This is a genomic window from Vreelandella sulfidaeris Esulfide1 (genome assembly GCF_054072535.1).
Window position 1 is genome coordinate 1,956,573 of sequence record NZ_CM133364.1, and the last position, 21,565, is coordinate 1,978,137.

Consider the following 21,565-nt stretch of genomic DNA (forward strand, 5'->3'; position numbering starts at 1 on the left):
AGCGGAGTGACAATAATAAGTCAGCGCTTACTGGTATAAAAGCGCAAATTTATTCCGTTGCGACGGCGTCTTCTCGCTTCTGTTGACGCATTGCATCGGCCAGTTGAGAGCGTTGCTCGTCACGGGCAGCGCCGGTAGCAGCACCGCCTTTGAAACTATCCCGCATCACCATTTGTTCAAGGTGGTGCTTCGAAGCCTGCACGATCATATCTCGGCGTTGACGTAACGCTTCCAGCGACGTCTTGGCGAGGTTCAGTATCAGCACAGCCTTGTTGTGGTTCTCGAACGCTTCCAACATACGGGGGTGACTGGCGACGAACTCTTTTACTGTGCCTTCGGTGACTTTGACACCAGTCTTAGGCAGTTCTTCGCGAGCTAACTTGCCCAGTTCCGCCTCGATGATGCTGAGTCGGTTCTTGAAAGCGTTCGCTTGGTGCTCGGCGCGTGCAGCGATCACCCCATAACGGACGTAAAGTCCGGCCTGGGTCGACCACATGCCGTCAAGGTCGGTAGCGTTAAATGCCACGTCAGCCTTGAGCTGCACCGCGTCGAGTAGGTTTTTCACCTCACTCATATAGGTCTCCTTGTTAAAGAGCAGGCTGGATGCTGTCTTGTTCCAGCGCTGCAATCTTATACTTACGCTATTGGGTAAGTCATCACTTACTTATATAATTGATGAAAAAAATATCCGCAGCCTCTCTATCAAGCCTCATAGCAGTAGATCGAGTAGCGATGCCAATCACCTGACTGTTTGGTGCCAATGCCGTCGCTATGGAGTTTCCAGTGGGTGTCACCGAACTTTTCATTGAAGTGGTCGTGAACCGCCTTGCGCTGATCTTCTTTGTTGAGGGACTTCACGCACTCACAGCTCACATGCTCTACACGGCGCGCTCTGCCGATATATTCGACATTTTCGCCATCTATGACTTGACGCAGATTGCCCTTGCAAAAGGAAAGGCCGGTCACGCAGTCACCGAACATTTCCGGCGTCATCGACACTTCCACGATTTGAAGACGCGAGGCTTCATCGGCAATACGAATGCTAATATCGCCATGATTTGACCGGCTGATGCTCACATTGAGAGTGGTTTCGCTCATTTATCTTTAGCCTTTGCTTTACTTTTACTGTTGCCATTCTGAGCAGCCCGCGCTCTTTGAATGTCCGCTTCAGTGACGTAGGGCTTCGATAGCAACTGGTCTATCGCGCCACTAAGTTCATCAATTCGGGCGTCACGCCATGCCAATTCAGCAGCTATGTCGGATTTATCATGGAGCTGCTCGCCGGTCATCGCGCTCAAGTGGCGGCTGTAGTAGTTACCCTGGCGATCCAGACCCATGATGTCGCGTTCGGTGTATTCGTCCATTAGTCGAGCATCCAATAGGTGGTGTGCATGTAGTGTTATCCCAGATACACGTTGCGAGTAAAGAGGCGTGGATTGGTTAGCGCCCCTAGTGAGCAAAAGCCAAGATATGAGATTTGTGTTGCCATAAAGCCTTCCTTCTAGCTCTTAAAAATCACACAGTGCTTATAGTAAGCTGTTACTTAATGGGCTGCATATTGAAAAGTTGCAGAGACGGTAAGGTTTTTCGAGCAGGCATGAAAAAGCCCGCATGGTAGCGGGCTTCTGGGGCTTATAGATAAGCTATGTGTTTTCCTTCGTCGATGGTCGATGACCGACGGTCGATCTCATTCTTTCGGTTTCGGTCTCTAAAAGCTCAAATGCACCAGTAAATATACCAACGGGTGGGAGGCCGGGATTAATGGCTTCCTCATCGCTTGTGGTTTGGGCGGGTTTGTAAGTCGCCGCCGTGTAGAAATAAGGTGATACTGATTCACCGATGCTTTCGGCATTTATGCCATGAGCGGCCTCGTTCCTCTTGCGCCTTTGAACGGCGACAAGTTTCGCGTATTTTTTATTGGCCTTAGTGACAACCGGAATTAGAGCCACTGCGACCAATAGCAGTAGTAGCATGGGTGAAATCATCAGCCAATTTTGAGCAGTCATGATCCGTCCTCTTTGGGTTTGGCCTTGCTGGCTTCGGTCTCAGTCTCTTCAGCCTTTCCGCTTAACACCTCTCGGACATTTTTCAGTATAGCGTCGACTCTATCTTTTAGATAACCGCCTACCAATATTGCAAACAGACCTATGCTTACGCCTGTCCAAGCCGCTGTTGACGTCATGGCGTTGGTTACAGGGGCTAGTAGGCCACCTATCACGCTTACTGCAACAATCGTGGCGCCAACTCTGTCGAGACCATCCAAAAAGACTCTCGCCAATAGCCATAGGCGTTCGTTTCTCCTGTGAGTCTTCATTGGGTCTTTAGACATATCGGCCGACCGGAAAGTTTAATTGCCTTGAGACTGCCACAGTGTAGCCGGTTAGCCAATAAACGAAGAGGGCAGGCTTACCAAAGCCACTGGATCGCCTGCCATTGGAACTTTAGATGCCTGCCGCCTCGATCACCTTGCTGAGACAGGCTTTCAGATCGGCGGCCATTTCTGGGTTAAAGTAGATGCGCCCCTGGCTGAAGCCGTAGACAATCGTGCGGTCAGCTCCGGCGTCATAGCGACTCTTGCCAATCAAATCACCTGCTTTCTTCTTCTGGTCGTCATTGAAGTGGCGAGTCGCAAGCGAACCCATCGACAGGATCACTGGCGGATCGAGTTCGGCGACTTCGCGGTCAAGAAACTCGGCACACGCGCTGATTTCGTCATTACTAAAGCCATCGACGTCACCTTCTTCTTGCGCTTTCGGCTTCACGAACTTCATCAACGTGGTGTAGTAGAAATTCTCGTGCGTCAGCCCGGCAGCCTTGATTGCCTCGTTCCATGAAGTGTAGGGCTTGCCCGACACCAGCTTGCCATCGTTCTCGTCCGACCAAGAGGGCGCATCGAAAACCACCATGATCTTTGACTTCTTGCCGATGCGGGGAACGCAGGTCCAGCGGTCGTCGAACAGGTCGGCATATTCGTTCACGATGCTCAGCAGCCGCGCATGAGTCCCTTTATCCACGATCATATCGCGGTCGATCGTGGCCACCTTCTGGATTACACCTGGCATTAGCGTTAGTTGGTCTTTAAGGCGTGATTTATCAGTAGCAGGGGGTGAGCCAGGGGTGATCGTTGCAAAGGCTCCTACGCGCTCCAAATGGTCGATAACGCGCTTGTTTACGATGCGACGATTAACCGAGAGGCTGAACTGCGTCATATCAGTGAAGTGGCCGCCAGCTTTGTCACGACCCTCGACAATCGCTGCCGCTCCCTTCTCGCTAATGTTGGCCACGGAGTTGAACGGGGCAACCAACATATCCTTACCGGAAACAGCATCACGGCGGACTTCGTAGCGGTGGGTCGATGTGTTGACGTCAGGTGGGCCAATGCGCAGATTGTATTTAGCCGCGTCACCTACCAGAGCAGGCATACGGTCGCTATCCAGCACCGACATACAGGAAGCGAAGAACTCCGCTGGGTAGCGCACCTTGAGCAGCATCGTCCAGTAGGAAAGCAGGGTGTAGGCAACGGAGTGACTGGCGTTAAAGCCGTAGCCAGCGAACTTCTCGATCTTGTCGAACAGCGCCTCAGAGTCCACCGCGATCATTCCTGAGTGGTCACGGCAGCCATCGACCCACTGTTGACGCACTTTGGCCATCATATCGGCGTCTTTCTTACCCATCGCTTTCCGCAACCCGTCGGCTTGAGCCATCGTGAACCCGGCAAGCTCCTGAGCGGCCTTCATGACCTGCTCCTGGTAAACAAATACCCCCTTTGTGCTTTCAAGCACTGGGATCAGGCTGGGGTGAGGGTAAGAGGGCGCTTCGAACCCCTTTGTGACCGAGACATATTGCTCCAACATGCCTGATTCCATTGGGCCAGGGCGATACAGAGCGGTCGCTGCGACCAGATTGTCGAACGTGAGGCGCCCAGCGTAAGCAAGGCTGGTCAGCAACCCCTTCATACCTGCCGATTCGAACTGGAAGATGGCGGTTGTCTGGCCAGCGGAGAACGCATCCAGCACGTCCGGCTGATCCAGCGGTTCACGCAGTAGGTTAATCTCAACCCCGTGCCGTGTTTTCACCCGCTCGACGGTCTGCTGAATGATGTCCAGGTTCGAGAGACCCAGAATATCCAGCTTCACCATGCCCATGTCCTCACAGACGCGCTTGTCCCAGTTAATGACTGGCTCACCGTCGCGGGATTCAACCACTGCCATTTCACGTAGGGGCCGGCCACCGACAATGACACCCGCAGCGTGTTTGCCGTAAGAGCGCATTGCTCCTTGTAACTTGACGCTATGGTCGAACAGAGCAGGATGAGCTTTGGCATACGCTTGAACTTCGGCAACTGCTTCGTAAGCGGATTCGAGCGTGGCGTCAGCGGGGATATGCTTTGAAACCGCAATCTCCATCGACGAAAGCCCATGGACACGGCCAACGTCACGCAATGCAGACGCCGCACCAAGCTGGGAGTAGTTACTGATACCAGCGACACGATCCATGCCGAACGTCTCACGCAAGTAGCGGATCACTTCATCACGGCGAGAACTCATAAAGTCGAGGTCAGCGTCGGGCAAGTCCAGACGGTCGGGGTTAATGAATCGTTCGAAGATCAGGCCAAAGCGGATCGGGTCGACGTCGGTGATGCCCACGAGATAAGCGACCAGCGAACCGCCCACAGAACCCCGTCCTGGCCCAACAGCGATGCCATTATCTTTTGACCAAGCCACGATCTGTCGCACCAGTAGGAAGTAACCGGCAAAGCCCATGCTACTGAGAACGTTCAGTTCGAACTTGAGGCGATCACGATAGACCGCGACTTCAGCTCCAGTAGGGCGATGGCCCATGACGGGCATCGAGAAGCGCTCTTTCCAGCCTTCTTTGCTGAGACGAACCAGCTCGGCGTTCTCATCTTCAGCCAGTGTGGGTAGCGAAATCGGCAGCTTGTGCCACTCATAGGTGACTTGTTCCTTCAGCCACTCATGATCACGTAACAGGGCGCTGTTGATCGTGCAGTCGGTGCGCTCTGAAAAGCTCTTGAGAGCGCCTGCTAGGTCACGAAGGGTTTTAGGGTGATGATCACGCACGTAGGGCTTCTTGGCCGCCCAGTGGTCAACTTGCGTGTTTTCAGTGACAACGCGGTAAACATCGCGTGCGTCCGCCTCGCCATCCTTGTAGTAGCTGGGCAAATACGCGATAACGCGCTGCCCCGTTGTCGCTGCTAACTCCATCACACGCCGATTGACGCTATCGTAATACGGAGTATGGATTGGGTGCAGTGCTAAAACGCTCAAATCTGCGTTCTGAGCGTTGGGAATTTGTGAGACTACTTCCGCATAGTTCGGAGCGTGAAACACGCTGTAAGAGTCGCTATTGAGCGATACCACGTTGCCCCGACCAATCACTGCGTTCAGCTCTGCAAATCCGGTGCGTGCTTTGTAGTAGAAGAACTCCTGGCTGTAGGCTTGCGACAGCATATCGAAAACGTCAACCAAGCCCTTGTCATTCTTGATGATCAGGTCGTGGTAGCTCTCTGGATTCGGCTTGTCTTCGTGGGTATCACCCTTCTTGGGCTTACGATGCCGTGGATCAGGCACAATGCGCACTCGAATACCGATCATCGGCTTGATTCCAGCGTCTTTGGCGGCCTTGGAAAAGGCAATCATGCCGCTGATATTCATGGTGTCGATTAAGCAGGCGGCGTCATAGCCGAGTGCTACGGCCCGGTCGACGATGTCTTTGGGCTTCAATGTCGACTCACCGACACTGAAATGGCTTCTACCGAACAGAATCATGGCTTTCCTTGATGGTTAGTGTGGCGATAAAGCGGGTAAGGGTTACGACGCCTAGAAGCACGCCAATTCCGAGGGCATCGGAGACGAGCCCTGATGCGGTGGAACGGCTGCAACGGTGCTTCTGCATGACGTTTTCCACGAGGTCTCGCTTACGAGCGGAGCCTTGCTGTAACAGGTCTCGGAATACGTCGGCATAGGCGGCTTGGGTGCGGAACTCTTCGAAAGGATTTTTGCCAGCGCGTAGTTGCTCGCGAGCATTGGCGAAGGTGAACCCCTTCCGATTGAGAAGTAGGGCTTGGTCTTTGATGCGATCACTGACATCGGCCAATGCAATGTGAATCTGGTCATCCTGATCGGGATTGACCGTCGCAAAACTGACTGACAAAAACGCCGCTCGAGCCTTTGGACGTAATAACTTTGTCCTGGTCTGAGCGGCGGTATGACAGCCCCCTTGACGGGGGCAGTTGCGACAGGTGCTCGATTCAGGCGAATAAACGACAGCGCTTGTGTGACAACCGAGCATAATAAGTCACCTATTACTTACTGTTAAGAACCGAAGATACGATCAGCAATTTCACTTACGGCCACTGATGACGTGGAAGGCATCTTGTTGATGAACGCCCGCATGATGCCTGCTTTAAAATCACCACCGAACAGGGCACCCAACTTGGCTGCGTAGAGCAGTTCGCGGGGGCCGATGGTGTTGGTGATCTCTCCGCGGTCATAGGACTGACGCACACGGTCGGCGAACGTCACCAGCTCTTTAGCTTTCGCCTCTGGAATCTTGGCTTTACGCTCCAGCATTTGAGCCTCGTCGTCCTTGTCCATGTAGCTGGTCTTAGTGACGATGCCGAAACGCGAGTAGTTAGCGGCGTTCTGGAGGTTGGTGCCTTGATACAGACCCGTCTCATCGCCAGCGCCGTTCGTGTTTCCAGTGGCAACAAAGCGGAACTGCGGGTGCGGATCAACACGACGCCAGTCATGGGGCGCTTCTTTGATGATTAACGGCTTACCTTCGAGAACGGGCTGATAAACGCCCAATACTTGTGGGAAAGCGAAGTCGTATTCGTCAGCCAAGTAAACCCAACCAAAGCGCATGGCCATTGCCAGTGGACCCGGCTCGAAGTAGGTGCCCGATTCGTTAGCAAGCATCTGGCCAATGATGTGTGCCTCTTCCGTGTTCGCGGTGTGCTGAATACGGATGAAGGGGCGGTTGGTGTAGGCTGCATACTGTTCCCAAGCAGTCGACTTACCCGTGCCAGCGTGACCCCAGAACATCGCAGGAATGTTGTGATCTAGCGCGGCGATACAGTCACGTAGTAGTTCCGGCATCCAGATAAACTCTTCATCAACCTCCGGCACCATATCCTGGGCATCGTGAGTCTCGAACACCGCAACTGGGATCGAAACAGAAGAGGGCAAGCCCTGGATATTGGGGATCAGCTTCACAACGTCCGCTGTGCGGATACCGTAGTCAGCACCGCGCTTCTTGAGCGGCACAACACGGGGAGAAGCTGGTGAAACGCCTGCCATGTGGGCTTTGATACCCTCACCGCTGGCCGCTTCTTCAGCCTTCTTCTTCTCCAGTGCCTTCTTAGCTTGCTCAGAGAGCATAGGGGCGCCTGGGAAGCGCTCTTGGTATTCCGACAGGCTCACTGAAGGGTGATTCTTCTTCAGGTAAGTCTGGATGATGTGAACAGCAGTGCCGTCCAACTGACAGATCGGCCGGCCATCCTCAGAAGTCAGAGGGTAAGGAAAGGCTTCAGAAGTAGCAGCAGTAGCAGTAGTGGTCATTGTGCGGGTCTCAAATAAGTAATGGGTGACTTATGTCGCGTTACAAGTGAATGATACGACACGCAGCGCTGGTGTAAAACGCTACGTGTCACGGTTACTCAATTCAGCAGCATTGCCGAGAGTTCGGTGATGATCTTCGTGGGCAGCTCGGACACGTTATCGATCACGATATGTTTTGGGTAATACTGCTTAACATCGTGGGTCTCGATGCCGATACCCAGTGTCTCAATACCCACGCTTTCAAGCTCAGTTACCACGTTCTTCAGGTGTTCATCTGCGCGTCCGTCATGGCCATAGGAAGTGTAAGCGGAAGCCATTGCGGGCTGACCATCTGAAAGCACAATCATGATCTTGCGTTCTTCCTGGCGTCCACGAAGGATATTACCGGCAATCTCCACGCTCTCACCGTCGGCGTTGTTACGCATCGAGACGTAGGGGATGGCGGCTACACGCATTTCCGCTGTGGGCGTTAGGCGTTCATCAAAAGATTTGAAGATGGGCATGAATAGCGGTTCGACACGATCAAAGCCACCAGCAAACTTGGGGTTCTTCTTCAGCACGGCTTCCAGTTGATTGTAAGCGTCACGGTGCATATCGCCGTCTGTGCCGGTGGTGAAGCCCATTACCTGTGTCTTGATATTAATGCGTTCCAGGGCGTGGCATAGGGCGTAGGCGGCGTCTCCCGCTTTGACGATTCGGTCACGCGAGTTCATCGAGCCTGAGCAGTCCACCAACAGCATGACAGCGGTGTTCTTGGTGCGAATCTCTTCCTTGCGGCGAAAAACCCGGGTGTCTCCTGTCTGGAGCTTGTAAAGCCCCGCGCTGTGCAGGCGTCCACTGCGGAAACCAGGCACAAACATCGAGCGGTTACGGGCGACCAGCAGTCGCTCCAGGGACTTCGACATTACCCCGATACGGTCGCTGTTTTCCTCGCGTAGTCTCCGCTGGCGGTTCTTGGCGTATTCTGTGCGAGCGGTAGGGATTTTGAAGGTTTCGATTACATCCTTCTCACTCGAAAAGGGCATATAGCCAGCTTGTTCCAGTGAGGATGCGGCCCCGTCGCTGATTACGCTTTCTAGTGCCGAGTCGTAGGTCTCAACCTTCTCGATTTCCTCTAACAGCTTTTCATGCTCGCCTTCGGTTCCATCATTGGTAACAAAGTCGGGCGTGGGTGGGGGAGAGCTGTCGGCGCGCTCGTGTTTATCCGTGGTGGATTTCTTGTCGCGGCTTTCGTCTTCGTCATCATCACCTTCGAAGTCGTCGTCATCATCGCCATCTTCATCATCGAATGAGCCCCAATCGCTATCGTCATCGTCAGGCTCACCCTCAGCGTCATCATCGCCATCAGACTCGGAGTCTTCTGCTTCGCCTTCTTCATCACTGTCGCCGCTTGAACTTGAGCCTGACGCATCAGCTTCCTCGTCGCCTTCCTCTTCGGAATCAGATTCGCCGTCCGAGTCACCATCGTCTTCACTTTCTTCAGGCTCATCGTCAGAATCACTTGAAGACCCACTGCCGCCAGAATGGTCGGACTTCTCGGTGGATTCTTCACAATCACTACCGTCGGACTTCTCAGGCTTTTCCTCGCTCTCTTTCTCAGGCTCATCAAAAATACTGTCGCCGGAGTAGCCTTCTGATTCTTCAGACTTCGATTCACCAGTAGTAGCACCAGGGGCGTCATCACCCTCGTCGCCTTCTTCGCCATCATCAGACTCGCTAGGCTTGGATGGCTTCTCCATCGGATCAGCTTTCTTGGCTTTCTCTTTCTTAGCCTTACGCTCGTTGGTTTCAACGTCTGCCAGAATCTCGCGGATCGTGTTGGCCAACTTGAGGGATTGCAGTGATGAATTGATGCTCTCCAGGCTTTCAGCGAGCGGAGCAAGACCCTCATACACCTCTGGAATCAGCTCCCATTTGTCAGCCATAAACTCTTGAGCGGCTTCCTGTCCAGACAATGCGCGAATGCCCGGTGTAGCAAGCGCACGAACGAAGAACCGAGCCTGTGAGCTATCATCAGCCTCCGTGTCGTAGCCCTTAATGTGCTTGTCGAAAGACCGCTGAAAGAAATGCTTAATGGCGAATTCCAGGGTCTTGTCGATGTTACGAGTGGAGCCAGCAAAGGCGTTCTTCATCTTCCGTTCAATGAAGGTGTCTTCTACGATATTGTGGAGATTGGCGATGCGCTCTTTGTGGGCACGTTCGATAATTTTGGCGTCAGTGAAGAGTAGGTGAGCGACCTCGTGATCGACAAAACCCTTGATCGCTGTCACCAATTCAGGGGGAGACTGATCGCTGATAGAGGGGATATTGACGCGCTTGGCTTCGAGGGTGCGTTCGTCGTATTCAACAAATGCCTGGATGCCAACCTGAGTCACTTTGATGCCCTTGTTAGCGAGCATCTTAACGACCAGCGCAAGTGAACTACGTAGCTCACCGATATTTGTGTGCTTCTTGGCCATGTCTTTTCCCGTTTTAGATAATTAAGTAATTTGTTACTTACTATCGATTATATAGAAAAAGGACTGGCGGAATACGCTCAGTCCTTTTGTCTATCCTATCCTGCGCCTCTTAGGAGGAGTAGATAAGGCATCCCTCACCTGATATAGCACTGAAATGAGCCACGCGACCCTCGCTCAGAATGGCGATCTGACCACCGTCTGACAAGAATACCATCTGCTCGGCTTCTTCCAGAAAGTCAATGAACTGCTCATGGTTGATGCTTGTTGTATCTTTCGCCATTCTTGCGGCCAACTCCAGTAGACCTATGGAAAAACAGAGTAAGCAATGACTTACTCATGTCACTTATAGTAAGACGTTTTAGGCAACGCTTGCAACGATTTTCTTAGCAAGAAAATACATTCAATTGAGGCGATTAGCTGTATGTATAAATGGCTTTCGGGCTCAAAAACTTAGACCCCTTTGTTAGCGCACAAACAAATTCCACTTGAAACGCAGCTCCCGAGACTAGATTTCTAATCATCATAATTAATTTTAATAAATATATGAAAAAATAAGTAACGGCTTCTTGACTCAGTAAGTCGTTACTATAAGAATAGATAACAAGCAGGGTGTCACGAGAACCCGGCCTATCAAACCTACGGGAGAAGAGCTATGGCAGCTCGCAAGAAGATCGAAGAGTTCATCACCGAGCGACAGCTAGACCTTGGACTCACCAATCAAGATATAGCGACAGGTATCGGTTACGCTAACCAGAATGTTATCAGCATGATCAAGAAGGGACGCACCAAGCTCCCGATCGACAAAGTAGAGAAGTTGGCCCGCGTGCTTTCAGTAGATGAAAGTAAGCTGATGCGAATGGCATTGAATGAATACATGCCCGACACCTTGAAAGTCATCGAGCGTTGCTTAGGCGCTACCGTAACTAAAAACGAATTGGCTCTTCTGGAAATATGGCGTGATGCTACTAACCACGAAGACCCCTCAATCCCTGAACATAAAATTCGCGGCTTACGTGCTGGCTTCGTCCAGACAATGGCAGATCAATCAGTCACCGAATAAGTCGACGTATATATAAAAGGCGGCCCTTGAGCCGCCTTTCTTTTATGGACGCTATTCTAAATAGTGTATCGCTTTGACGGCTATACGCGAAATCTGAGGAAGAAGTCGCGGCTAATTACCCAGAAATTCATCGTTGCAAGGGCCAAATAAAGGGGGGGTTGGATGAATCCAGTATTTACGTTTTTGAACATTTAAATCAATAGCTTACGGTCAAAGTCGTGAATCCCTCCTGAATCCAAAATCACTGAAAACCCCCTGTTTCAGGGCTGTGAATCCATCGTGAATCCGGTAATATGAGTGTAGGGCGCTTTGACAACTTATTTAGTTAAATCACGTAAACTATTGATTACCATTGTTTTGTGGTGAGAAGAGCGGCCAAGAAAGACAGCGGAGCGTGGCGCAGCTTGGTAGCGCGTTGCAATGGGGTTGCAAAGGTCGCAGGTTCGAATCCTGTCGCTCCGACCAAAAAATACATATAAAACGGCCACTTAGCTAATTGCTACAGTGGCCGTTTTTGTTTGGAAAAGTTCTAGCTGAGATATAGGTGACACTCCTCGGGCGGAGTTTTTTGATGAAGTCACTTCATCATTTACTAAAAAATCGGATCATGGTCTGTACGTTTTACTGCACAGAAAGCCCATAATCGTCACGACTCGGGGAACGCTTTTGGAGGGTGGCCTAAAGGTAAAGGCTTCAACGGCTTTATACGCAGCTGCCTGTAATCCTGGCGCTGCAACATTGCCAGCCCACATTAATAGACTATCCTCTGATTCGCCTTCACTAACTCTATCTCTAACCTCAATTGCCATTTCGGTAAGTTTCTGGCGATCCCTGCATTCGCTAATTGTTTGGCCGAAAGCTATAGAGGGCAATAAAACGAGACACAAGCCCATTATTAACTTTTTCTTCATCATTGCGCTCCACTTCAACCCCCCTGCGTACTTGGCCTTTTCAGGGCCCAAGCAGTGGATTGAATATTCTCGGCAGTAGTCAGTCACAACAAATTCCCCTTTAAGTCACGCCAGCAGGGAACGTATCGCACTTAGGTGAGGAATTACAGTGTTCAAACTCATGGAGTCAGTTCATTGGCGGGGTTTTTTATTCACCCGCAGGCAGATCGGTGCACGGAAAATGCAGCCGCCTAGTCTTGCTGTGCTGTTTTAACTGCCCACTGATAAAACCGTGGCGGCTGCCTGCGTAATGAACGATGCGCTATCGTGCGTCAGTTCTTCGAACCCCGCCCGGCCAGGGCAACGGCGCCGATCAATGCTCCAGCCAATACGGTCGTGGTCAGTACCGGGTGCATCGAGGCATTGGTGTATAAGCTGGTCTTGGAAACGTGGCGGGAGTAGCGGGTGCGTTCGCGCATATCGGTGGATGGCTCTTGCAGCGCGAAGTGGCGGCGATGCTCGGGGTTGTCGGTCTGCTGCTGTCCTATGACCTTCGCTGACATGATCTTGTCCATCAACCGTGGTGCGCAGTGTCCCATCGCGGCCATGAGCCTTCCGCCGCCACCGACATACATGTCACGTCGCGGGTGTTCGGCGCAGTAAAGGATGCTGCGCGCCACGATGCGGGGTTCATAGAGGGGTGGCGGGAGTGTCGGTTCCGTGTCCATCACGTTGCCAGCATGTTCGGGGTAGGGTGTAGCGATGCTGGCTGGCTTGATTAACGTGACCGAAATGGGCGCGCCAGCATGTTCAAGTTCCATGCGCAGGGCATCGGTGAAGCCCTTGACGGCATGCTTGGCGGCCGAATACATGCCCTGATAGGGAATGGCTTGGTCCGAGGCGACCGAACCGATATTGATGATTGCACCGGCGTAACCATCGCGGCGTTTGCTCAGGTAGCGTGCCGCTTCCAGCGAACCATACACGACGCCCCAGTAAGTCGTATCGAACAAGCGGTGGTAATCCTCCTCGTCGATATCGAGCATGTTGCCATAAAGGGATACGCCGGCATTGTTGATCCAGGTATCGAAGCCGCCGAACGTATTGATGGCGGTTTGCGTTATCCTGTGAACTTGCGCGTTATCGCCGACATCCACCGCAACGTGGACGGCCGAACCTCCGGCGTTGTTGATCTCGTCACAAAGCTCACGCAACGACTTCTCGTCACGTGCCACCAGAACTAGGCGTGCCCCATGCTCGGCGGCCATGCGCGCCGTTGCCAGGCCAATGCCCGAGGTTGCGCCTGTGATGATCACCCTCTGGTTTTCCAAGTTTTTCAAATGCAGTGCCATTTCGCGCTCCTTGCTTGTGTCTGCGGTTTTCGGTTAAGAACTGTTGAACTCAGCTTGTCAGTTCGAACCGTTCTCTCAGAATAGACGCTCTGCAAGGATTGCAACATGCGTTGACGCAACGGGCATGGGGCTGGAATCGGTACGAAAAGCGTGAAACGCAGCTATCAACGCTGACCGAGCTATCATGACGAACTTCGGTAAACGCAAGCGAAATGACGAGAGCAGGGACGCTTTAGCCTGTAATTAGCTATGGTTAGCGATGTGAAACGTCAACAGTCCTTAGGTGTTAAGGGTAAAACTATTACGATTCTGCACTTAGCGATGACGTAAGAAGATGTTAGATAAACACGTCACTCAATTACTACCTAAGCAACACCCCATCGTATATAGATTTGTCTGCTGCCACCTGGCGTCATGCCCATCTAGATAGTGCATTAACAGATACTTGGGACCAATGGGCTTTGGCATTGCATTTGTAAGCGTGCTGGAACATGCGATGTACGATCTAAAGGCAGAAAGCTCCACAACGAAGATGATCGCTCGCACCAGCTTGCTTGGCTTGCGGTTTATGACATCCACTCCAGCGCTGTGGGGCGTTCATAGGTTAGGGCTTAGCGAGAGAAGGGCAGCTGCTGAACGCGACCAAAGAACGATGTTGCCAACCTCATACCCGCAGCGACTCACGGCACGCACTCGACAGCTCACCAACGCGCTAAATGTGTTGGTTTTTATGCATCCCTGCACACGCCGCCAAGCTACGCTATTGCTGGGCTGGCTGGTGAAAAATAGGTGCATGACAATCATGCGGGTTTACGCACTGTAGTACGGTACGTGTGACTAATCAGGCTTGGAAGCTCGCTCTTACCTTACTGATAGCGAAAAAGAGCGTTCTTGAGCAGTCCTCGCAAAGCCTTACTGCACATTTCATAGGAAATGCTAGTAATTAAGTGTGGGGAATGTCTCTTTATGAGGCTTTGTTGTCATGGAGTAGGGGCAGTGCTTATGGCGGCATTCAAAGGTATTCTGAGAGTCTTCCATTGGCAATCCACAAGACCCTCGCCCAGCGCGCGTTGCCCCCTCGCCTGCGATGTTCGCTTGTCGGGCAGTTCTTCATACACGCTGAAAAATTTGCCAAAGCCCGCCATTACTGGGCTTTAGGTGGGTTTTTGCTGAATGGGAGTAATGCTAAATCATGCAGATTTATGTGTTTTTCATGTGCGATAGAAAGGCTAAGCCACAAAGCGAAAATTTTAATCTCCTGACAGCCAAGAAAGGCATTCCTGATAAAACCTTGTAGTGCTAAAGTGTTCCACAATGAGTAGGTATCAATTGATCTAAAGATTTAAAATATTAGGCAGTAAATTATCAAAGATATAGTTAATAAAAATGAATATTTAATAACTTTGGGCTGTATTTTATGAAAAATAGAAAAAATATAATTTATCTGGTTAAGTTGCTGAAGTTCCCGCATTTAGTTTTTTAATGAGGCAGGGTATTCAGCTGCAAAGATAGTATCTAACGGTCCAGTGATGCCAGTATAGTCGTCAGTAATTTTACGGTGGTCAGTTTGTTAAAGTGTATATCGGAGTGGTTAGCCCATCGCGCTAAAAAGTACTGCGTGAAGGATATAAAGATCGAACTGAATGATAGCGGAATTGGAGCAGAAGCGCCTATTCGTGCTGCGTCTCAAGATTGCTTAAGAAGGGTAAACTTCGCTGAGCGAATAGCGAACGTGCTCTCGGAAACCAATCTAAGTGAGGGCAGAGTGTTCGCAATCCGCGGGGGATGGGGATTTGGAAAGTCCTCTCTTAAAAATCTAATCACCGAAAAACTTGACGCTGAAAGTGATGGAGCGGACTGGCTTGATTTCAATCCTTGGCAATGGGGTGACAGCGATGCCATTGCCCGCGCGCTCTTTAGTCAGATCGCAGATCGTCTTGGGAGCGAACATTCGAAAGCAGCTCTCGCCCGAGCCAGAGCATTACGACGTTACGGCGCGGCTCTAACGGGAAGCAGTGCACCTCTCAAGAAAGCCGGGAACAAGTCCGGCGCTATCTCTGCAATACTGACTAATGGCTCGGTGATTGCAATCGCATCAGCCATTAGTTTAGATATCCCTACCGTAGCTAAAGTAGCAGCATTTCTTGCTTTACTTTCAGTAAGCGTATATTTGCTGGGTAGCATGCTGTCATATCTCGGGCGTGATCGTAGTGGTGATTCGCTCGATAAAATTCGCGAAGCATTAGAGTCTCGACTTCAAGAACTCGAACGGCCGCTTATCGTCTTTGTAGATGATATAGATCGGCTTGAGCCTGACCAGATTCGAATGCTTCTTCGACAAGTGAAGGCAAATGCTAACTTACCGAACATCATATTTGTGTTGTTGTTCCAACCGAGCATTGTTGAGCAAGCACTCGAACCGATCGCAAATGGAGATGGTCGCGCCTTTCTTGAGAAAATTGTACAAATTAGCTTCGACTTACCTGCAGTTCCTGTGGCGACTGTACATAATATCTTGGGGATGGAGCTCAGCAAGGTAGCGGGAGCTTATGCAACAGAGGCTAACGGGTTCTCGCACCAGCGATGGGGAAACGCTTTCGCCGGATGTATCCAGCCTCTAGTTCGTAACTTGCGCGACTCTCGGCGACTAATTTCTTCAATTGCTGCGCACCTGCCGATGCATTTAGCTGACGACGTTTTTGAAGTGAACATTGTCGACTTCCTTGTATTGGAAACACTTCGAGTTTTTGAGCCAAGGCTGCATGAGATATTGTTTCAAGAGAGAGAGCTGCTTTTACAGGAGCGACGGTTCCAAGGTGACGGTAAACACGATGCAGATAAGATCGCGGCCGGTCAGCTTCTTGAAATCGTATCTGAGAGCCGTCGTACCATCATTCAGGACATTCTCAAGGATCTTTTCCCGTCTTTCGAGCAAGCCTATGGGAGAGTAACTTACGATAGCGGTTTTCGTTCCATATGGTTAGCCCAAAAGCGGATTTGCACTTCAAGATACTTTCCAAGGTATTTCGAACTCCAAACAGCCGTAGGCGAAATGTCAGAACGTCGGTTCGTCGAATTCCTCGGTGCTACTGCGGATGAGCGCTCACTTTCAGAATCTATTAATGGTATAGAGGCAGACTGCTTGCTGCCCTCGCTCGCCGCAAGACTCGATGAGTCTGTTGATCGCCTCCCTGTTGATAACGCCGCCGTGTTACTTCCGGGAATGTTCCGAATTGCTGAGAAACTAGCAGGTTTAGGAGAAGCAGATCCATTTAGTTCGCCTTGGCTATCTGCATGGCGCTCTACTAGTTGGTTCTTGGCAAAAATTCCCCGGGAGCAAAATAGAGATCTTTTTTTAAAGGCTCTTCTTGAAACTAGAGCGCTAACCGTTGCTGTAATTTTGATCCATCTTAACGATCCATCAGATCAACCAGAGAACAGGACCGGCACATTTAATCCGTCATTGAGTGTTGAAGATATTGAGAAGATTAAGAGCGAATGGTTGCGATTAATCAGAGGCCTTGCTGAAAACGATGACTCACTAAAGGTTAAGCCAGATATCGTGTCCCTACTCTATGGATGGAGGAAATATTCAGGTTCACTGGAGGAACCGAGGGCTTGGGTGTCGCAAGCGATCAAGAACGACGAAGATTTTGTCAGCATGGTTGCACGTATGGTAAGCCGGGGCACTAGTCACTCAGCAGGTGATCGGGTCGCCACACCCCTTAACAAGTTCAACAGAGAAACGATAGCTGACTTCATCGGTATTGATGTGGCGAAAACTAGATGTGATGCGATTAACCCAGCCGAATATCCTGAGCACGAAGAAATCCTGAGGACATTGCATACTTCTCTTGAGGTATGGCTCGGGCTTAGAGAACCTAGCCCACTTGATCTTCCTTACCTTTGAGCATCTTGAGGCTTAGGCGGAAAATACTTATTGCTGGCTTTAAATCCGCAGTCGACTGGTCACTGCTTTTGGCCTTAAGTATTCCATGTGTGTGTCGCACAAGATAACCAAGGTTGAATGACTTCTAGCCGGAAACTGCGAATTAATTGCAAATATGGGTAATGGCATACTAGCTGGTATATTTTAATTACTAAAATGAATAGCTAAAGATTTTTTATGATCCTGTCAGGCCCATTTCACTTCTTTTACCCCTCTCAAGCCACAATTCCATGTTCTAGGCCTAAATCTCCCCAATACCCAGCCCACTAATCAGCCCCATCAGTAATACTCCGCAATCTCTATTACTGATTCAAGCCTTTACCCAGCTCGCTGCCACCACGTCCATAGGTCGGGGTCGGCAAGCCATCTTCGCCAATCGTCAACCAAAAAGCTTGAAGGAGCAGGGCGTGAGAGCTGGTAAAGCGGTGTATGGCTTGCGTTAAGGTGGGCGTGCCAGTGGGCGACCAGCACCGCGGTAGGTGTCTCGGGGATATCGAGCCCCGTAAACTCCTGACGGGATAGCGGCCACTCGGCGGCCAGGTCTGTCAGCAGTTGCGCCCATAAACGGTCGATCTCTTCCTGAATCAGCAATTTGGCTTGTGCGATGTCGGCCTGCGAGCACTGCACAATGTATGCCACGCTTGCCGGGTCGCCATCGATAAAGCGGACAGCGGCGATATAGCCCAGTTGGTGGGTTTGCCGCATGGTGTGAAAGAAAGGCGCGCTATGGCGTTTGGCCGCGAATGCCATTACCTGGCGATGGGTAGTGCTGCCCGGTAGCGTTAGCGTGCGCATCAACGTTACACGTTGTGACGGCGTGGCCGGGCCTTCAGCTGTACAGGGAGTGGGTACTTCGGGAAGCGCTGCCAGTAGCGGTGAAAGGGCGCGTGCTGCTTCGGTGCTGTCTGTCCAGAGAAGTGGCATGGCGGGGCTGGGCGTAAGCTCGGCAAGCAGGCGGTGCGCTTGCAAGCCCGTTGGCGCAGGCAGTGGCGTCAGCCAGGCTTTCAGCATTATCTGGCTTAGCGCATTGGCAAGCGGCTGTTCCCCATGGGCACACAGCCAGCTTCCATGCGCGGTGGTGTGCTGTAAAAGCCCGATACCCTGAGCGGCCAAGTGCTTTTGGGCAAGTGCTGGTAGCGCTATTTTTCTTTCAGGATAAAAACAGGCAAGCCAGTGCGCGGGCAGGCCAGTGCCGCCGCTATCGCCCACTTTACTGATGACACTGGCTGAAGGCGTGGTGGGGTTTTGAGTTGCCACCTTATGGGCCTTGGCATCCAGGGGCATGGTTAAAAGTGCGTAAGGGAACTGGTTGGCCAGCAGCCCCGGGCCGCTTATTTCTGATCCGGTAGCGCCAAATCGCTGGGCTAGGGCCTGCTGGCGCGTCTGGGTAAATAGCCACTCGGCAAGCGAGGGCCGGTCAACGGTGACCAGGGCGCGGTCGGTATGCGCTTCTAGCACGCGGTTAATCACTTGGGTAATGCCCGCGCTGCGCGTTAAAAGCTCACGCTGTTTATCTGCCGGTAGGTGAACCGTCACGGCAAGCGTATCGGTGGCGCCGCTTGGGCAAAGCGTTACTTCGTAGTCGTCGGCTACGTCGACCAACAGCTCTGTCAGGGCGCCTGCATTGAGAGCTTGCTCGCTTGCTTTCAACACCTCCATGTTGTGGGCAAGGCCTGCAGCAGCAAGCGGCCAGAGCAGCTCTACTGAAGACGCCGGACCCTCGATCTCTACCGGTTGCGCGATAGGGCGCCAGCGCCTGCTCAGGGGCTTGGTGTCAGGCGACGTTGAAGGGTCATCACTGGGCAGAAAGGCGTCGATCAGTGCCTGCTGTTGCACCCGGGGTAGCGGTGCCGAAAGGCCCACGCTGATGCGTGAAGGCGTATAGCAACGACTGTGGAAGTGCTTGAGTTCGTCTTTGAGTGTTTCAGGCGGGCGCCCCAGGCTACGGCATGATCCGTGGTGGCAGAACGCACCGGGGTGGGTAGCCTCGGAGAGCGTTTGAAGGCCAGCCAGGCGGCGCATGGCGGGTGTGCCCAGGCGGGCCTGGTACTCGGCGTCAATCGCGGCGCTTTCGCTGGCAATGGTGTCTTCATCGAATCTTGGCGCAAAAAGCGCTTGGTGTAGGTAGGTCAGAAACTGTGAAAGCGACCCGGCAGGCAAGCTAGCGTGAATATCGGTCATCAGGTCATCGGTGCGCGCATTTAGTTTGCCCCCCAACTGCTCGGTCAACGTGAGCAGCGAGCTGCCTTGCTCAACGGGCTGGGTGAGCAGTACGTGCTCCAGCAGATGGGCAAGGCCAGGGATCGATTCAGGCTCATCAAGATACCCCGCGCCAACCACGATGATGATATGGACAAGCGGCGTTGACTGGCGGGTATGAAAAAGGCCCTGGGCACCGCCTTTCAAGGCGGCCAGCGTGTAGGGGGAAGTGAGCGTGAGAGGGGCCATGGCCTAGGGTGAAAGCGTTTGGTAGAAGGCGAGTTCTTGCTTAATCATCGTCATGCGGTTCTGAGGATTTTGCATACCGTGACTCTCGTTATCAAAAATCAGCACCTCGGCGCGTCCGCCGCTCTTTTCGAGCTGGCGAGCCAGCCGATGGGCTTGCTCAGGCACCACGACTTTATCAAGCTCGCCCTGAATCAGCAGCACATTGACTTGATGAGCGCTCTGGGCAAGCGCATGCATGGGGCTGCGCTGCTGCTTTTGCGTTTCATCGCCGAGGAGCCAGTCCAGGTAGCCGGATTCAAAGCGGTGGGTCTGCTGTGCCAGGCTGACCGCATCGGTAACGCCGTAAAGGCTGGTGCCTGCCAAAAACCGCCTGGAGCTGGCGAGTGCATTGAGCACCGTAAAACCACCGGCGCTTTGGCCGCGAATAAAGCAGCACCGCGGGCAGATACGCCCCTGGGCAATCAGCGCGTCGGCAAGCGTCTCGACATCCTCGGTATCCAGCACGCCCCACTGCTGGTGCAGCGCCTGACGATAGGCCCGCCCAAAATTGCCGCTGCCACGCGGGTTGATATCCACCACGTTGAAGCCTTGCGCCACCCAGTAGTGAATCAGCGGGTCATACACCGGGTAGCAGGCCGAGGTAGGGCCACCGTGTACGCGCATGATCATCGGGGCAGGGGCATCTTGCGCCGTTTGGCTTGCAGAATATAAAAACCCCTGCACGCGTTGCTCGCCATCACCCAGCGCAATGCTGAGGGTTTCGGGTTGGGGTGGATTGTCGATGGGGGCGGCACCCCTTAATACTTCATTGGGCTTGCCGTGCTTTCCCAGTTTGATCAGCTGCGTCGTGGTCGCCTGACTTTGGGCCAACACGTACTGCCCGTGCGAAGCCTGGGCAAGGCTCACCACGCGGCCGGTATTCAGCGCAACGGGGTCGCTTTGGGTGGGAGTGATGCGGTAAAGCCGGGCGGCACCTTGCTCAACGTGCAGGCAAAGCCCTGCCTGGTTGCCCCACGTGTGCTGCCGCTCGCCTAGCTGCCAGGGGGTGGTGATGTGGTCAAAGGGCGCGTCGCTCAGACAGTGCAGGCTGTCTTGAGCAACACGCCAGGGCTGCCACCAGCCCGCGTGGTCGCTCATCACGATAAGCGCGTTATCCGCGGTGAAGGTAGGTTGGCTGACGGCGGCCCCGAAATCGAAGGTATCGATGATGTCAAGCGAGCCGTCACCGGTGATAGCGGCAAGCGTTAGCCGACTGAGTTGCCAGGGCATGTCAGGCAGAGACCATTCGACCCAGGCCATCAAGGCGCCGTTAGGCGAAATAGCCGGGGCGCCGTAAAAGTCGGCGCCTTCGGCAAGCACCTGCTGGCGGGTTTGGTCGATGGCGACCAGGCGCTGCTGGGTGACCGCTACGCGTCGATCCTCCACGGCGATGATGCGCTGACGCAGCGGGTCGGCGCACAGCCCGCCCAGGCTGCCCTGTGCGGGGGTGTACCAGGTGTGGGTTTCTAGGGCAGCGCCATTTGAATCCAGGCCCTGCCAATAGCGAAGCGACTGATCGCCCTGGCGTACCCAGGCCGCGCCCTCATCAAGAGGTACGTGGCTGCCGCCACCGTATTGGTTGACCCGGCTACCCACGCTCTCTTCACTGCTCAAGCAGTGGGCCTTCGCCATATCGCCCGCCGGGCAGCGCCACAGGTGAGTGGTACCGCTTTCGGCATGGCGTTCCAGCCAGAAAAGTGCCGATTCAGTGCAGTGTAGTTCGGCCATCCGCTCTGGCGGTGTTGCCGCCTCTTCAAGCGAGGGAGTCAGCATGGGCGCTCCTTA

Annotated in this window: 14 protein-coding genes and 1 tRNA gene; 3 read left to right on the forward strand and 12 right to left on the reverse strand. The window is 52.8% G+C overall.

What is annotated here, in order from left to right; translation table 11 throughout:
• Positions 1 to 49: 49 nt before the first annotated feature.
• From ACW44H_RS09165 to ACW44H_RS09205, 9 genes are all read right to left on the reverse strand, one after another.
• Complete coding sequence (locus tag ACW44H_RS09165) at positions 50 to 574, reverse strand: hypothetical protein (RefSeq protein ID WP_457508684.1); 525 nt, start codon at positions 572 to 574, stop codon at positions 50 to 52.
• A gap of 128 nt (positions 575 to 702) precedes the next feature.
• Positions 703 to 1,098: a hypothetical protein gene (locus ACW44H_RS09170; protein WP_457508686.1), complete on the reverse strand. Its 396-nt coding sequence runs from the start codon at positions 1,096 to 1,098 to the stop codon at positions 703 to 705.
• Positions 1,095 to 1,364 carry a hypothetical protein gene (locus tag ACW44H_RS09175; protein ID WP_457508688.1) on the reverse strand — a complete coding sequence of 90 codons (270 nt, stop codon included), beginning with the start codon at positions 1,362 to 1,364 and terminating at the stop codon, positions 1,095 to 1,097. The genes ACW44H_RS09170 and ACW44H_RS09175 overlap by 4 nt, the downstream gene beginning before the upstream one ends.
• Positions 1,365 to 1,643: 279 nt before the next feature.
• Entirely contained in the window at positions 1,644 to 2,006 is a 363-nt protein-coding gene (locus tag ACW44H_RS09180) for a hypothetical protein (RefSeq protein ID WP_457508690.1), read from the reverse strand.
• 435 nt (positions 2,007 to 2,441) lie between these two features.
• A complete protein-coding gene (gene dnaE / locus ACW44H_RS09185; protein WP_457508692.1) occupies positions 2,442 to 5,789 on the reverse strand; it encodes a DNA polymerase III subunit alpha in 3,348 nt (1,115 codons plus the stop codon).
• Positions 5,773 to 6,174, reverse strand: a complete 402-nt coding sequence (locus tag ACW44H_RS09190; RefSeq protein WP_457508694.1) for a hypothetical protein — start codon at positions 6,172 to 6,174, stop codon at positions 5,773 to 5,775. Before ACW44H_RS09190 ends, dnaE begins: the two co-directional genes overlap by 17 nt.
• Positions 6,175 to 6,335: 161 nt before the next feature.
• Positions 6,336 to 7,583, reverse strand: a complete 1,248-nt coding sequence (locus ACW44H_RS09195; RefSeq protein WP_457508696.1) for an AAA family ATPase — start codon at positions 7,581 to 7,583, stop codon at positions 6,336 to 6,338.
• 98 nt (positions 7,584 to 7,681) lie between these two features.
• Positions 7,682 to 10,042, reverse strand: a complete 2,361-nt coding sequence (locus ACW44H_RS09200; protein ID WP_457508698.1) for a cobaltochelatase CobT-related protein — start codon at positions 10,040 to 10,042, stop codon at positions 7,682 to 7,684.
• Positions 10,043 to 10,151: 109 nt separating this feature from the next.
• Positions 10,152 to 10,322 (reverse strand): hypothetical protein, encoded by a 171-nt coding sequence (locus ACW44H_RS09205; RefSeq protein ID WP_457508700.1) that lies wholly within the window; start codon positions 10,320 to 10,322, stop codon positions 10,152 to 10,154.
• A gap of 372 nt (positions 10,323 to 10,694) precedes the next feature.
• On the opposite strand from ACW44H_RS09205, the gene ACW44H_RS09210 reads away from it, so the two are divergent.
• A complete protein-coding gene (locus ACW44H_RS09210; RefSeq protein ID WP_457508702.1) occupies positions 10,695 to 11,102 on the forward strand; it encodes a helix-turn-helix domain-containing protein in 408 nt (135 codons plus the stop codon).
• A gap of 388 nt (positions 11,103 to 11,490) precedes the next feature.
• A tRNA-Pro gene (locus ACW44H_RS09215) sits at positions 11,491 to 11,567 on the forward strand.
• 757 nt (positions 11,568 to 12,324) lie between these two features.
• Here ACW44H_RS09215 and ACW44H_RS09220 read toward each other — a convergent pair.
• Entirely contained in the window at positions 12,325 to 13,344 is a 1,020-nt protein-coding gene (locus ACW44H_RS09220) for an SDR family oxidoreductase (protein ID WP_457508704.1), read from the reverse strand.
• A gap of 1,618 nt (positions 13,345 to 14,962) precedes the next feature.
• On the opposite strand from ACW44H_RS09220, the gene ACW44H_RS09225 reads away from it, so the two are divergent.
• On the forward strand, positions 14,963 to 17,254 hold the full coding sequence (locus ACW44H_RS09225; protein ID WP_457508705.1) for a KAP family P-loop NTPase fold protein: 2,292 nt from the start codon (positions 14,963 to 14,965) through the stop codon (positions 17,252 to 17,254).
• A gap of 357 nt (positions 17,255 to 17,611) precedes the next feature.
• Here ACW44H_RS09225 and ACW44H_RS09230 read toward each other — a convergent pair whose 3' ends face one another.
• Positions 17,612 to 19,741 carry a M16 family metallopeptidase gene (locus ACW44H_RS09230; RefSeq protein WP_457508707.1) on the reverse strand — a complete coding sequence of 710 codons (2,130 nt, stop codon included), beginning with the start codon at positions 19,739 to 19,741 and terminating at the stop codon, positions 17,612 to 17,614.
• Positions 19,742 to 19,744: 3 nt separating this feature from the next.
• Positions 19,745 to 21,553 carry an alpha/beta hydrolase family protein gene (locus ACW44H_RS09235; protein WP_457508709.1) on the reverse strand — a complete coding sequence of 603 codons (1,809 nt, stop codon included), beginning with the start codon at positions 21,551 to 21,553 and terminating at the stop codon, positions 19,745 to 19,747.
• Positions 21,554 to 21,565: the final 12 nt, after the last annotated feature.

Coding starts and splice junctions, on each gene's coding strand:
- ACW44H_RS09165 (WP_457508684.1), bottom strand. CDS start 574: ATGAGTGAGGTGAAAAACCTACTCGACGCGGTGCAGCTCAAGGCTGAC.
- ACW44H_RS09235 (WP_457508709.1), bottom strand. CDS start 21,553: ATGCTGACTCCCTCGCTTGAAGAGGCGGCAACACCGCCAGAGCGGATG.
- ACW44H_RS09220 (WP_457508704.1), bottom strand. CDS start 13,344: ATGGCACTGCATTTGAAAAACTTGGAAAACCAGAGGGTGATCATCACA.
- ACW44H_RS09200 (WP_457508698.1), bottom strand. CDS start 10,042: ATGGCCAAGAAGCACACAAATATCGGTGAGCTACGTAGTTCACTTGCG.
- ACW44H_RS09180 (WP_457508690.1), bottom strand. CDS start 2,006: ATGACTGCTCAAAATTGGCTGATGATTTCACCCATGCTACTACTGCTA.
- ACW44H_RS09195 (WP_457508696.1), bottom strand. CDS start 7,583: ATGACCACTACTGCTACTGCTGCTACTTCTGAAGCCTTTCCTTACCCT.
- ACW44H_RS09210 (WP_457508702.1), top strand. CDS start 10,695: ATGGCAGCTCGCAAGAAGATCGAAGAGTTCATCACCGAGCGACAGCTA.
- ACW44H_RS09205 (WP_457508700.1), bottom strand. CDS start 10,322: ATGGCGAAAGATACAACAAGCATCAACCATGAGCAGTTCATTGACTTT.
- ACW44H_RS09175 (WP_457508688.1), bottom strand. CDS start 1,364: ATGGACGAATACACCGAACGCGACATCATGGGTCTGGATCGCCAGGGT.
- ACW44H_RS09170 (WP_457508686.1), bottom strand. CDS start 1,098: ATGAGCGAAACCACTCTCAATGTGAGCATCAGCCGGTCAAATCATGGC.
- ACW44H_RS09230 (WP_457508707.1), bottom strand. CDS start 19,741: ATGGCCCCTCTCACGCTCACTTCCCCCTACACGCTGGCCGCCTTGAAA.
- dnaE (WP_457508692.1), bottom strand. CDS start 5,789: ATGATTCTGTTCGGTAGAAGCCATTTCAGTGTCGGTGAGTCGACATTG.